The following is a 14,281-nucleotide window of genomic DNA, read 5'->3' as shown; positions in this document are numbered from 1 at the left end:
AACGAACTCCCAGTCGGAAGCTATTTAGACAGGTACTACTTTTCAGATTAAATGGTTGAAGACGATAGAGGGAGATATCCTCATACAAGGTTACATTCTTTTTCATTTTGTTTTTGTGTTTGTTCAAAAACAAAAGTAAAAAAAATCATGATATAGTGATATAAAAAACTTGAATTTAAAGTTAATTCTTCTCAACAGAATATACCGGAGCTGCTTTTAACCACTGATACTTAAGGTTTCTGTCTTTGGCTATAAAACGATACCCTTCAAGCTTCTTCAGATACACATACATAGAATCTGTATTTTTAATCTTTAATTTGTATTGAGATAAAAACAGCATTGGCATATCTACCGTAGAATCTCTTACTGTTTTCAATACTTTTCCGGATTTTACTTTATAGAGATAGAATGATTTTCCACGGCCTTTTGAACTGTCTGAAAGTTTTACCTCTGAACTTGCAAGTACGAGTTCACTTCCATCAAAACATTCATCTCTGTTCATGATGTATGCTTTTCCTTCCTGGCGTTCCTGTGCGAAAAGATCATTTTCGTAAGTGCCCGGACTTTGGTATTTTTTTTCACAACTTATCAAAAGAAGTATTGATAACATTGGTAAACCAATGATAAGTTTCTTATTCATATTCAATTTCATAGGTGTTGGTTGAAAAAAAACCGATGTAATATTGCATCGGTTTTTGTTATCTAAAGTACGTTTATGTTACTCCTGAGTATATTCTGCATCCCATTCGTTACCATCATCGCCTTTGTGCCCGTCCAATTTAATAACGAAACTTTTTGTAGGGAAATAAGGGGTCATACGGATATCCAGCCATACTCTGTCTTTGTTTACTCTATCCTGCTCGAAACGAACAATTTTGAATTTCTCAATCAGCTTGTCCGGTCCTTTGATGTTATCCAGGAATGTTACAATCTGTCTTCTCAAATCATCCTCATTCTTAGCATTCCAGTTTTCGAAAGCTCTTCTATTAAGGAAATCAAGTAATACTTTAGTTACATAGTCGAATACACGAACTACGGAATACGTCTGAAGACCGATATTGTCTCCTGTAAATAAGGTCTTCGCTGAGAAAGCCATAATTTTTCCGTATTCGTTAACCATTGGTACAAGACCCATTTTTTCCAACTGAGAAATTTCACTTTTCTTAAGCTCGAATTTTACAGCGTCTACTTCGTTGATATTACCATGTTTTTTACCTGCTGCCACCTGAGACATCAGTGTTTTATGGATTTTTCCGGCTAATGAAGTGGAAGGCGGAAGCTCTACGTTTTCTTCTTCCCCTACTTCTTCAGCTTTACCACGTCCTACCAGCCAGTTACACGTCATAATAACGTTACTTCTGTGAAGCTCACCTCCTGTAAGATTGGCAGAGTGGAATAAATCTACCACGTCATCCGGCTTATCAAGGTTAGCGAAGTCTGTAACCATCATTACTTTGTTTTCGTTACAGATTTTTGCCCACTTCTCGATGACCTTGTTTGATCCTAAATATCCAGGTATGGCAAGGATTGAGTAGTTATCTCTAAGATCAAGACGGTCATAATAATTTTTGAATTCTTCTGAAATAGCATCAATGAACAGAGGATTATCCAGATCGGAAACCTGCTCAAGGCTTGCATTCACGATACTTACGTTATCCACTTTATCCAATTCTGTATTTTTGTAGAATTGGGCTACTGTTCTGTAGTTGGTTTCCAACATACGAACAGCATCCAGTGTATTTTTTAAGTTTTTCTTTAAATTCTCGTCGGCCTGTTGTGCTTTACTTTTGCACGTATCAGCCATTTTATCAGCAGATTCGCTACCTTCTAAAAGGTTTACCCAAAGGTTGATCTTCTGAAGAAGTTCTTTTCTTTCTTCTGCTTTATTGCTATCGTTCAGGAAGATTTCTTTTCTTGCCTTTCTTGTGGGGTTCATATTGGCAATACCGTCTACAACGGATTCAACAAAGCCAAATCCTCCCATTTTATTGAGCTCTGCAAGCGGGTTACCCTTCGGCTGCCCTGCGTGTTGCTGCTGACCCTGCTGCTGGCTTTCTTGTGCCTGTAATTTGCTATCCATGATTTAATGTAAGTCTTTAATTATTTTTCAAGTTCTTGTGCCACTTCTTTCAATACCTCTATGAACGCCGCTCTTGTCTGATCGTTCTCCAGCATATTGCGCAGAATTTTGTTTGTTTTCAGCTGACGTACTATTTTATTGTACTGCTCCTGTTCCATGCTCAATTGCTGCAGATAATCTGACTTCTGAGTAAGGCTTTTAGGGGTAAAGTCTCCAAGGTTTTGAAAACGGAATTCTTCTTCTACCACTCCACCATCTTCTGTTTCGTGCTGTACCGATACTGAAGGCTGGAAATGTCTGAAAACGTCTTCCACTGTTTTTAATCCTGTTACGATTTCAGGGGTATAAGACTCTTCTGTTGTAAGCTGGCTTACTATCAGTGATTTATTTTCCTGTATTTCCTGAATAGCTTCATTAGCGTCTACTTTTACCTCGTTTCCGCCAACACCATAATTAAACATTGCCATATTATTGTTATTTTGAGATTTACTATTTTGGTTTGGATCTGTTCTCGAGTAATTTACCGATGAATCAAATAAATTACCAATCCAATGTTTAAATTTAAAAAAAAACTGTAACATACAAAATTTTACTAAGATTTTTCTTGGATCATCTAAATTCTTCTGCATTTATTCAACATAAAATCACCGTATTACGATATCACTAAGCTATGAAAAAATAAATAAAGTCTTCCAAGAAAAATAAAATAAAATTTTTGTCCGCTTTACTCTTTTAAAAACATGTCTGATAAATGTTAAAATAAGAATTGCTAAGATTTTACAAAAAATTATTCTTTATATTTAAACAAAGTGAACAGTGTCATGAAAGATGTAAAAATAGCATTCAGAAAACCGATATTTCCTGTTTCAGAAGCATTACAGCAATATTTGGAAAAATATAACAGAACGACCAAGATTAAGTTTCTGTATGAAGATCTTTTAAGGTTCAGCGACAGTGTAAGAATTCTGGATAAAGATGACAAAGATACTTTGTGGCTTGGGGTACTGTATTCTGAATATGAGTTTAAAGAAATAGAGGCCAATTTAAATAAAATCTATACCCTCCTTCATTCTGATGGAGATATTGCTACTTTACCTTATCTGAAAGTTGATACGATCGACTTTTGTACGTTCGGAAATTCTAAACCTTTTCGTATTCGGGTGAGAAATATACTTAACGATAATTACACCTATTTTTATATTAAACAGGCAGATGCTTCCCGAATATTCGGACTGGAACTTGAAGATCTGCTTTCCCCCAACCGAATAAACTTTCTGGTTTACAAAAACACTTTGATCGAGGAACATATTTTAGGGATTCCCGGAGACGTTTTTATTCAGAAACATTTATCCAACTGCTCAGAACTTGAAAAAGCACAGATTTCCAAAGAATTTGTGAAATTCAATGAGCGTTGCCTTATTGGACTCCTTGGTGATATGCGTTCTTATAATTATGTGGTGATTCCGATACACGATTTTGATCAGGTTATTTACAGAATCCGTCCTATCGATTTTGATCAGCAAACGTATGAGGGAAATCTGAAAGTTTATCTTCCACAGTATTTCAAAGAAAATAATCAAATGGTGAATATGGTATTGGAAAAGCTGAAGCCAAGTTCCATAGAACAATACCGCAAAGAAGTACGTTCACAAATTGTAAAAAGAGTAACGAGCAGTCAAAACAGATTTGATGAACTTATTTCTATTATGAAAAAAGACAATCTTGCACCGGAAGCCAATGTCATAGAACTAAGAACAGCTTTACAAAAACTCACCTATGATGTTAATTTCAAATATTGTAAAACCATGGGAGATATTATAGAAACCGGAATAAAGTTTGTGCTCCGAAACTATAAGAAAGAATATTAAAAAAGAGAATCCGCTTCGTATTGAATCGGATTCTTTCTTTTCTAACAATTTATGGTAAAATTACCAGATTTTTATTCTGTCCTGAGGAGCTTTATACATTTTGTCTCCCGGTTTGATATCAAATGCTTTAATGAATGAGTCCTGATTAACCAACGGACCAAATGCTCTGAACATTCCAGGAGAGTGGGGATCGGTTTTCACCTGGTTGATCATATACTGATCGGTAGCTTTCGTTCTCCAAACCGTTGCCCAGCTCATGAAGAATCTCTGATCCTGAGTGAATCCGCTGATCTTTCCAGGGTTTCCTTTGTCTTTTAAATACATCTGAAGGGCATCGTAAGCCACTGCTACTCCACCTAAATCACCGATGTTTTCACCACTAGTAAATTTACCGTTTACGAAGCTTCCTTTTACAGGTTCGTAAGCACTGTACTGAGCAGCTAACTGACCTACTTTTGCATCAAAGTTTTTACGGTCTGCATCCGTCCACCAGTTATTCAGGTTACCGTCTCCATCGAAACGTGAACCGCTGTCGTCAAATCCGTGAGAAATTTCGTGACCAATAACGGCTCCGATTCCCCCGAAGTTCACTGCTGCATCTGCTTTAGGATTGTAGAAAGGCGGCTGAAGAATGGCTGCCGGGAATACAATTTCGTTGTTTGATCCGCTGTAGTAAGCATTTACAGTTTGTGGAGACATTCCCCATTCTGTCTTGTCAACAGGTTTTCCTACTTTATCTAAGCTTCTCTGATATTGCCATGCTGCTACATTCTGAAGATTAGAATATAATGTAGCCCCTTCTTTTGGTGATTCTACTTTCAACTGAGTATAATCTTTCCATTTGTCAGGATAAGCGATTTTCACTGTAAACTTGGATAGTTTTTCCTGAGCTTTTACTTTGGTTTCAGGAGACATCCAGTCTATATTTGCGATGTGTGTTTTAAATGATTTTAAAAGGTAATCAATATACGTTTCCATCTGCTTTTTAGCTTCTGGAGTGAAGTATTTGTCTACATACAATTTTCCGAAAGCTTCACCAAGAACACCATTGACAAGGGTAAGCCCTCTTTTGTTCATCGGACGCTGTTCTTTTTGTCCCTGTAAATATTTAGCATAGAAATCGAATCTGATCTGCTCCAAATTGTCATCCAGATTACTTGCGTTTCCATTGATAATATGATATTTCAGATAGTCTTTCAGTAAAGGAAGGTTTTTCTGGGTAATGAACTGATCCATATTCTGGTAATATTTCAGTTCTCCGATGATCACCCGGTCTGTGTTTACTCCTGCATCTTTCAGATATTTTGCCAGGTCAACGTTTTTCACAAGCCCAGATAATTCTGATACTTTTTTAGGGTTATATCTTAAATTGGCATCTCTGTTCTGCTCAAGAGTCAATAAATAATTAGCAAGCTGTTTTTCAAAGTCTACCACATTCTGTGCCGCCTGAGTAGTATTTTTATATCCTAAAACTCCGAATAACTTTCCAACATAGGTTTGATATTCCGCCAGTGTTTTAGTATTGGCATCATTTACTTTCTGGTAATAGTCTCTTCCCAAACCAAGATCCGGACCGCCAAGATACACCGCATTCATATTGGAATTCTTCATATCAGCACCTACTCTCCATCCATAGAAAGAGTTATCGCCTAATCTTGTAGCTTCTAAAAGATATTTCTGAAGATCACCAAGACTTTTAATAGCATCTACTTTGGCAAGATCAGCTTTGATAGGAGCTAGACCTTCTGCATTTCTCTTATTGGTATCCATAAAAGAGGCATACAGATTCTGGATTTTCTGTCCTTCTGACCCGGAAGGATATGATTCTGTAAGAATTTTGTTTAATATATCTAATGAAGCATCATCTACATTTTCTCTCAATGCATTGAAAGATCCCCAGTTTGCTTTATCTGAAGGAATCTGAGTCGTTTTCACCCAGTTTCCATTCACATAGCTAAAAAAATCATCTTGTGGACGGACACTGGTATCCATATACGATAAATTGATTCCCTCTTCTTTTGCTTCTTCTTTTACCGGTTCAACTACTTTTGCTGTAGCTTCTGTTTTATTGTCTGTCCCTACAGTCTTTGCTGCACCACATGAGTTAAGAAATACAATACCTGAAAGGGCAAGTATTCCAATATTTAGCTTTTTCATTAAAGATAATTTTTGATTTTACACAAACTTATCAAATATACAAACTTTAATGATATGTAATGAATGATAATTGATAATTCGGGATTTAAAGTTTAATGTTATTACACCACCCCGTCAAAAATTCTTTGAATTTTTGCCACCCCTCCGAAAGAGGGGAATGATGGAAACCGTTAATATAAAATTGTCACTTAGATTCCTAATCATGATTCCTATTACTTATTATTTATTACCTATAATCTGCAACCCATCACCTGCTACCTAAAAAAACAAAACCGCTCATTGCTGAGCGGCTGTTATTGTTACCAGATTTTGATTCTGTCTTCCGGAGCTTTGTATAGTTTATCTCCTTTTTTAACGTCGAATGTATTATGGAATGCATCAATATTGATTAAGGGAGCAAAACTTCTGAGATATCCCGGAGAATGTTTATCAATCTTGATCTGAAGAAGAAGATATTTATCCGAAGCTTTTGTTTTCCATACACTAGCCCAGCTCATGAAAAATCGCTGATCCTGAGTGAATCCGCTAATCTTTCCTGGATTTCCTTTGTCTTTTAAATACATCTGAAGAGCATCATACGCTACTGCTACTCCGCCCAGATCTCCAATATTTTCACCGTTTGTATGGATTCCGTTGATAAAAAAACCTTTTACAGGTTGATATTTGTCGTATTGTGCTGCAAGAGCTTTTGTTGCTTTCTCAAAATTAGCCTTATCCTCAGGCAACCACCAGTCTACTAAATTTCCGTCACCATCAAACTGGGCTCCAGAATCGTCAAATCCATGGCTTATTTCATGACCGATCACTGCTCCTATTCCTCCGAAATTAACGGCTGCATCAGCTTTAGGATTAAAGAATGGTGCCTGAAGAATCGCTGCTGGAAATACTATTTCATTGTTTACTGCTCTGTAGTAAGCATTTACAGTTTGGGGCGTCATTCCCCATTCTGATCTGTCAACAGGTTTGCCTATTTTTTCCAGTTTTTTACTGTAATTCCAAGTGGCAATATTCTGAAGATTACTGTATAAAGAACTTCCCGGAATAATCTCTAAAGCTGAGTAATCTTTCCATTGATCTGGATAGCCCACTTTTACGCTAAATTTATTAAGTTTATCCATTGCTTTCTGTTTAGTGGCTGGTGACATCCATGTTAATTTTTTGATGTGAACAGCGAAGCTTTTCTTCAAATAATCAATCAGTTCAACCATCTGAGCTTTGGATTCTGCAGGAAAATATTTTTCCACATAGAGCTTACCGAAGGCTTCCCCAATATTTTTGTTAATCAATTCAAGACCTCTTTTATCTAATGCCCTTTGTTCCTGCTGTCCGAATACATATTTTCCAAAGAAATTAAAGTGAAGAGTATCGAGTTTTCCGCTTAAATAAGTGGCGTTGCTATTGATCAGGTGAAACTTCATATAATCTTTAATCACAGCAAGTTTTTTTTCATTGATTAACTGATCCATATTTTTATAGTAATTCAGCTCCCCAATAATCACTTTATCTGTATTCACTCCTACTTTTTTAAGATATTCCGGAAGATTTACACCTTTTACCAGATCTGAAAGCTCAGCCATCGTCTGTGGATTGTATTGAAGAATATTATCGCGGCTCTGCTCGTTAGTCAGATAGGTTTTTGCAATGCTTTTTTCATATTCTACCACTCCTTTTGCTGCTTCATCCGCATTGGTATATCCTAATTCTTTTAGCATCAAAGCTACATACTTTTGATATTCCGCCAGGGTTTCCGTATTCTTCTCATTAACTTTCTGATAATAATCTCTTCCCCAAAGTCCCAAAGCAGGAATCCCCAAATAAACAGCATTCATTTTTGAGTTTTTACGATCTGCACTTACAGACCATCCATAGAAATTATTTTCTCCATCTTTTGTGACAGAGATCAGATAATTCTGAAGATCAGCAAGATCTTTGATAGCATCAATTTTATCCAGTTTTTCCCGAATGGGTTTAATTCCATCTGCATTTCGTTTTTGCATGTTTACATAAGATGCATAGAGCTCCTGAATCTTTCTACCTTCGCTTCCTATAGCAAAATTATCCGTCAAAAGAGAGTTTAAAATCATCATAGAATTGTTATCTGTGTCTTCTGCAAGTTTATCAAAGCTTCCCCAAACAGGCTTATCTGAAGGAATTTGAGCAGTTTTCATCCAGTTTCCGTTCACATAATTATAGAAATCATCCTGTGGGCGTACTGAAACATCCATTGCAACAAGGTCTAAACCTCTGTCTTTACTATGCAGTGCTGTTTTAATCGTTTTTGCCTGTGCATTCATCAAATTCTGAGTGAATATCCCTGTGATTAAGGATAGGGAAAGTATCAGTTTTCTCATAGTATTAACTTTATACTATCATATGTCTACACTGATTTACAAATCGTTACACTACTTTCAGATAAATACTCACTATTTCTCATCTTTTCAGAAAATTCTAATAAAAAAACCGCTCATTGCTGAGCGGCTGTTATTGTTACCAGATTTTGATTCTGTCTTCCGGAGCTTTGTATAATTTGTCTCCTTTTTTCACATCGAATGCTTTGTAGAAAGCGTCAACGTTGATAAGCGGACCAAAACTTCTGAAGTATCCTGGAGAGTGTGGATCGGTTTTCACCTGATTCACCATATATTTCTCACTTGATAATGTTCTCCAAACGGTTGCCCAGCTTAGGAAGAATCTCTGATCCTGAGTGAATCCGCTGATTTTTCCTGGGTTTCCTTTATCTTTTAAGTACATTTGAAGAGCATCATAAGCGATATTTACACCACCTAAATCAGCAATATTTTCACCATTTGTGAAAGTACCGTTTACAAAAGTTCCTTTTACAGGCTCGTATTTGTCATATTGAGAAGCAAGAGCTTTTGTTGCTTTTTCGAAGTTTGCTTTATCTTCCGGAGTCCACCAGTCTACTAAGTTACCATCTGCATCGAACTGTGCACCTGAATCATCAAATCCGTGGCTCATTTCATGACCAATAACCGCTCCGATACCTCCGAAGTTTACAGCTGCATCTGCTTTAGGGTTAAAGAATGGCGGCTGAAGGATTGCTGCAGGGAATACAATCTCGTTGTTTACCGGGTTGTAATATGCATTTACAGTTTGAGGAGTCATTCCCCATTCTGTTTTATCTACCGGCTTACCAATTTTAGCCAAATCTTTGTTATACTGCCATTCACCGATGTTCTGAAGGTTCTGATATAGATTTCCTCCTTTAGCTTCAGAAACGATATTTAATTTTGAATAGTCTTTCCATTTGTCCGGATAAGCTACTTTTACAGTGAACTTATTCAGCTTTTGCATTGCTTTTTCCTTAGTTGTTGAAGACATCCAAGATAAGTTATTGATGTGAACAGCGAAACTTTTCTTTAAATAGTCGATCAACTCCACCATTTGAGCTTTTGCTTCAGCAGGGAAATATTTCTCAACATATAATTTTCCGAAAGCTTCTCCTAAAGAACCGTTGATCAACTCAAATCCTCTTTTGTTAAGAGCTCTTTGCTCCTGTTGTCCTCTAAGGTATTTACCATAGAAAGCAAACTTCATATTTCCTAAGTTTTCGCTTAAGTAGGAAGCGCTTCCGTGGATCATGTGGAATTTCAAATAATCTTTGATTACAGGAAGATTCTGAGCATTTACCAATTTATCGAAGTTCTTATAGAATCCTAATTCACTGATAATTACTTTGTCAGAATTTACCCCAACTTTTTTAAGATAACCTGGAAGGTCAACATTTTTTACCAAAGCAGAAAGTTCAGCCATCGTCTTAGGATTGTACTGAAGCGTGTTATCACGGCTCTGCTCATTGGTCAGGTAAGTTTGTGCGATCCTCTTTTCATAATTAACGATACCTTTTGCTGCTTCATCAGCATTTTTGTATCCTAATTCTTTTAGCATGGAAGCTACATATTTCTGATATTCAGCGATAGCTTCAGTATTTTTTTCGTTTACCTTCTGATAGTAATCTCTTCCTAAACCTAGAGAAGCATTACCTAGGTAAACTGCATTCATTTTAGAATCTTTAAGGTCTGCATCCACTCCCCATCCGTAGAAAACATTTTCACCTTCTTTCGTTACAGAAGTAAGGTAGTTCTGAAGATCAGTCATGTTTTTAATAGCGTCAATCTTGTTCAGATTTTCCTGAATTGGTTTAATTCCATCGGCATTTCTTTTCTGCATGTTCATATAAGTAGCATACAGATCCTGAATTTTTTTTCCTTCACTTCCGTCAGCAAATTTATCTTTCAGCAGAGAGTTCAGGATGGTCATGGAATTGTTATCCGTATCCTCAGCCAGTTTGTTGAAGCTTCCCCAAGTTGGTTTGTCAGATGGAATTTTGGCAGTTTTCATCCAGGTTCCACTTACATAGTTGTAAAAATCATCCTGCGGACGTACTGAAGTGTCCATCAAGCTAAGGTCTAAACCTTTATCTGTGTTATTCACTGCTACTTTAGCAGCTTTAGCTTGTGCGCTCATTGTAGTCTGAGTGCAGATCCCTGCTATTAAAAACAAAGAAAGCGTTATTTTTTTCATTATGATAACAATTTTTAGAATATGTATGATTTATTTCAGATTTGTTACTTGAATATGAAAACAAATTTAAATAAATAACATGAAAGTATCCTAAGTGGGAAGTTGGTGACAGAAAGCTGGAAGTTATGAAAGTCATGAAAACAACCTCCAGCCTCATTCTTCAGCCACCAACCTCATTAAGAAGTTGCTATCTCTTTTACATTCCCGGTTCTTTTCAGGAATCCCCAGGACTGCATTTCGCCTTTCAATGCTTTTCTTAAACTTTTAAATAATACAATATACATCAGCCATCTATACCCAAATCTCTGTGGAATAATATACAGGAGATTGATCAGTTTTTCCCGCTGCATGATGAATGCTACTAATGCTAATGAAGCATCTACCAAAAGGAAAATCAGATAATAGGTGAATATTTTGTCTCCGTTTCCGGACAGGATTCCAAAGAACATAATTACATCTGCCAATGGCGAGAAAAATGGGATGATGTATTGGAATAATAAAATATTCGGCATTGCCCAAAGTCCCAATCCTTTATATTTGGGGTTAAGGAAAGTCTGTCTCTGTTTCCAGAACATCTGCATAATTCCATAAGTCCAGCGGAAACGTTGTTTTAAAAACTGTTTTGTGGTTTCGGGAGCTTCCGTTACTGCTATTGCTCTGTTTTCGTTCGCTACAGTATATCCGGCTTTTAATATTTTCACCGTAATATCACAATCTTCTGCCAGAGTATCTGATGAATAGCCTCCTGCTTCAATGATCACGGATCTTTTAAATGCTCCGATAGCTCCCGGAATTACGGTAATGGCATTGATATGTGCATACGCCAGCCTGTCAAAATTCTGACTTGTTGTATATTCTATAGCCTGCCATCTGGTAAGCCAGTTCACCCTGTTTCCTACTTTCACATTTCCTGCTACAGCGGCTATTTTTTCTTCCGTACTTGAATTTAAAAATCTTGCAATAAGATATTTCACAGCATCCTGTTGCAGTTTCGTATCAGCATCAATACATACTACATATTCGGCATTGGTCTGTGATATTCCGAAATTCAAGGCAGTGGCTTTTCCACCGTTTCCTTTGCTAAAGATTTTCAGTTTCGGGTGATCCGGAAATGCTTCCAATGCTTTTTCATAAGTAGAATCTTTACTTCCGTCATCTACCATAATAATATTAAAATTGGGGTAAGTCTGTTTCAACAAATTCTGAAGGGAAGACACAATATTTACTTCTTCATTATAAGCAGGAACTATGATGGAAACCTTCGGATAAGATTTCAGAACCGGAAACTCACCCAGTTTTTTTTCTTTGCTTCTTTCTTTAAAAGCCCAGTATGCCATCAGCAGTAATCTGATCAGTCCTAACACAATGAAAATGGTAAACAATGCAACCAGGAAATGGCTTATTCCGTAGATAACAGTAGCCAATACAAGGTTCAGCTGCATGATGTAATATGATCTCGTTTTAGGAACTTCAGGCATCAACTCGTTTCTGCTTTTGTGCAGAATATTCGTTAGATTGGTAAAATGATAGCCCTGTTTCTGAAGTGTCGGGATCAGAATTTTTAAAGCTTTTACCGTTTCTTCTCTGGTATCTCCGCCTGCATCATGAAGAAGAATGATATTTCCTCTCTGCTGCTTGATTCCAGCCATTACACGTTTTACAATTTCATCTGCTTTTATCCCCGGCTGCCAGTCTTCAGGGTCTATATTTTCCCCAATATCAAGATAGTTTTGCTGTCTGGCCAATGCTACCGGAATAATCTCTTCTGAAGTGGTAGGCTCAGAGTCTGCGTTATAAGGAGCTCTGAACAGAATGGTACTGTGACCAGTAATACATTCGATCAGCAATCTTGTCAGTTTCATTTCCAGCAAAGCTCTTTCCGGGCTTACTTTTGCTACATTTTCGTGGGTAAAGGTGTGATTTCCTATTTCATGTCCTTCTCTGTAAATTCTTTTAACAAGCGGAAGATTTTTTTCTGCATTTAATCCTACCAGAAAGAAGGCTGCCGGAACGTGGTATTTGGAAAGAATATCCAATACCTGCGGCGTATACGTTTCATCCGGACCGTCATCAAAAGTGAGGACAAGCTCTTTCTGAGGAGCGCTTCCGTATTTTTTTACTTCATATGAACTTGGGTAAGTGACATAATTTTCGTCTGTGATAATTTTCTCTTTCGGATCAATCTCCAGTGCAATTTTTCCGTCATGAGGGGTATTCAGAACATCCAGAACTTCTCCGTCTCCAATATAATCCACCATGGTCTGCCCTTTTACATTTTCAAGTGATTTCAAATTCACTTTTGAAAGTCCGGCGAAAGTAAGATCTTTATCATAGAAATTCCAGACTCTGCTGTCTTCACTTCCCAATCTCCAGAGCGCTGTTCCGGCCAGAGGATATTCTGAAGAGAAACGCATTGTGTTGAAAATAGAAGCGGCGTCATTAAAAAATACGGTATGGGTTAAATTTTTAGAATCGGTATAAGAATAATTTAAATTAAAAGTATTGTCATTAAAATCAATAACTGCTTTACTGGCACTGGCTTTGGTAATTGCCTGCATATAAGTAACAGAAGTATTATCATCCTTATTGGAACTCCAGTCGTAACCGTATGCTCCCAACCCTAAAATAATCTTTTGAGGAGAGGTTTGTTTTACAATTTTTCCAGTCTGCTCTTCAATCCATTTTTGAGAAGAAACCGGACCTGCATCACTTCCTGCTGAATATTCATCATAAGCCATCAGCACAAAATAATCTACATAAGGATTCAGCCTTGGAATATTGTAATCATCATTATCCGTCATGATATCCATCGTAACCAGTAACTGATTTTTTTTGAAAGTCTCTGAAAGTTCTTTCATAAAGGCAATCAGATTTTCATCAGAATTCAGATTCATATCTTCAAAGTCAATATTAATTCCTTTGAAGTGGTATTTTTTACATTGCTGAGTGATTTTTTGGATTAGATGAGTTCTTTTCTGAGGATCATTAAGAACTTTTACCAGCCCTTCTGAACGGAATTCTCTGTCGAAGTTATTACTAAGCATCGGCATGGCAGCCACACCTGTTCTTTTGATCACTTTATATCCTTCCGGATCTACATTGGTTTTCAGATCTCCTGTTTTGGGATCAAGGAAAAACCATTCAGGGAAAACAAGATTGACGTGTCTGATATTTCTTTTCAGTGACATCAGCGATTGAGGATCCCACGCTACATAAAATGCAGAACGGATTCCTGCCGGAAACTGAGCCCAGTTTCGGTTCTGATTCTTGTATCTTTCTGCTCTCGCCTTCTCAATTTTGTCGAGGCTGGTATGAATTGTTTTTTCAGAAATAAAGCTTCTGAAACCTTTATATTCTTTTGAAATTTTATTCTCCTGAAGATAAGGTTTATTAGCTGTAATTACCGCTTTATAATCTTCTTTAAAAGGTATTTTAGGACTTCTGTCCAGAGTCATCATCAGACCTAAAGCAAGCAGAAGCAGTATTCCTATGAAAATAAAAATACGGCTTCCCCATTGGACACTTTTCCAGCGTTTTTTGCTGCTGGTCTGAAAAATCTGTTTGGAATTTTCCACGATTTTTGAAATTTATTGTAGGGCTTTCAAAAAGCGTGAAAAACTGTATAAAAATT

At 36.9% G+C, this 14,281-nt stretch carries 8 protein-coding genes; 1 reads left to right on the top strand and 7 read right to left on the bottom strand.

What is annotated here, in order from left to right; genetic code table 11:
- Positions 1 to 181: 181 nt before the first annotated feature.
- The 3 genes from PZ898_RS22065 to PZ898_RS22055 all read right to left on the bottom strand — a co-directional run bounded on the left by PZ898_RS22065 (position 182) and on the right by PZ898_RS22055 (position 2,547).
- Positions 182 to 640 (bottom strand): hypothetical protein, encoded by a 459-nt coding sequence (locus PZ898_RS22065; protein ID WP_277694243.1) that lies wholly within the window; start codon positions 638 to 640, stop codon positions 182 to 184.
- Between the two features lie 78 nt (positions 641 to 718).
- The gene (locus PZ898_RS22060) at positions 719 to 2,080 is read right to left on the bottom strand and encodes a DUF5458 family protein (RefSeq protein ID WP_062676366.1); all 1,362 of its coding nucleotides are present in this window, start codon (positions 2,078 to 2,080) and stop codon (positions 719 to 721) included.
- A gap of 20 nt (positions 2,081 to 2,100) precedes the next feature.
- Positions 2,101 to 2,547, bottom strand: a complete 447-nt coding sequence (locus PZ898_RS22055; RefSeq protein ID WP_041461881.1) for a type VI secretion system contractile sheath small subunit — start codon at positions 2,545 to 2,547, stop codon at positions 2,101 to 2,103.
- A 354-nt stretch (positions 2,548 to 2,901) separates the two neighbouring features.
- Here PZ898_RS22055 and PZ898_RS22050 point away from each other — a divergent pair, with 354 nt between their 5' ends.
- Positions 2,902 to 3,948: a hypothetical protein gene (locus tag PZ898_RS22050; RefSeq protein WP_062676367.1), complete on the top strand. Its 1,047-nt coding sequence runs from the start codon at positions 2,902 to 2,904 to the stop codon at positions 3,946 to 3,948.
- A 60-nt stretch (positions 3,949 to 4,008) separates the two neighbouring features.
- Here PZ898_RS22050 and PZ898_RS22045 read toward each other — a convergent pair whose 3' ends face one another.
- From PZ898_RS22045 to PZ898_RS22030, 4 genes are all read right to left on the bottom strand, one after another.
- Positions 4,009 to 6,105, bottom strand: a complete 2,097-nt coding sequence (locus PZ898_RS22045; protein WP_123278149.1) for a M13 family metallopeptidase — start codon at positions 6,103 to 6,105, stop codon at positions 4,009 to 4,011.
- A 299-nt stretch (positions 6,106 to 6,404) separates the two neighbouring features.
- Positions 6,405 to 8,456, bottom strand: a complete 2,052-nt coding sequence (locus PZ898_RS22040) for a M13-type metalloendopeptidase (protein ID WP_277694242.1) — start codon at positions 8,454 to 8,456, stop codon at positions 6,405 to 6,407.
- A gap of 136 nt (positions 8,457 to 8,592) precedes the next feature.
- Complete coding sequence (locus PZ898_RS22035) at positions 8,593 to 10,650, bottom strand: M13 family metallopeptidase (RefSeq protein ID WP_277694241.1); 2,058 nt, start codon at positions 10,648 to 10,650, stop codon at positions 8,593 to 8,595.
- Positions 10,651 to 10,826: 176 nt separating this feature from the next.
- The gene (locus tag PZ898_RS22030; protein WP_277694240.1) at positions 10,827 to 14,225 is read right to left on the bottom strand and encodes a polysaccharide deacetylase family protein; all 3,399 of its coding nucleotides are present in this window, start codon (positions 14,223 to 14,225) and stop codon (positions 10,827 to 10,829) included.
- Positions 14,226 to 14,281 lie beyond the last annotated feature (56 nt).

Origin of the sequence: Chryseobacterium sp. WX, assembly GCF_029542485.1 — a bacterium.
Classification (GTDB): domain Bacteria; phylum Bacteroidota; class Bacteroidia; order Flavobacteriales; family Weeksellaceae; genus Chryseobacterium; species Chryseobacterium cucumeris.
This window is presented reverse-complemented; position numbering and strand designations above follow the sequence as displayed.

Coding starts and splice junctions, on each gene's coding strand:
- PZ898_RS22060 (WP_062676366.1), bottom strand. CDS start 2,080: ATGGATAGCAAATTACAGGCACAAGAAAGCCAGCAGCAGGGTCAGCAG.
- PZ898_RS22045 (WP_123278149.1), bottom strand. CDS start 6,105: ATGAAAAAGCTAAATATTGGAATACTTGCCCTTTCAGGTATTGTATTT.
- PZ898_RS22065 (WP_277694243.1), bottom strand. CDS start 640: ATGAATAAGAAACTTATCATTGGTTTACCAATGTTATCAATACTTCTT.
- PZ898_RS22035 (WP_277694241.1), bottom strand. CDS start 10,650: ATGAAAAAAATAACGCTTTCTTTGTTTTTAATAGCAGGGATCTGCACT.
- PZ898_RS22050 (WP_062676367.1), top strand. CDS start 2,902: ATGAAAGATGTAAAAATAGCATTCAGAAAACCGATATTTCCTGTTTCA.
- PZ898_RS22040 (WP_277694242.1), bottom strand. CDS start 8,456: ATGAGAAAACTGATACTTTCCCTATCCTTAATCACAGGGATATTCACT.
- PZ898_RS22055 (WP_041461881.1), bottom strand. CDS start 2,547: ATGGCAATGTTTAATTATGGTGTTGGCGGAAACGAGGTAAAAGTAGAC.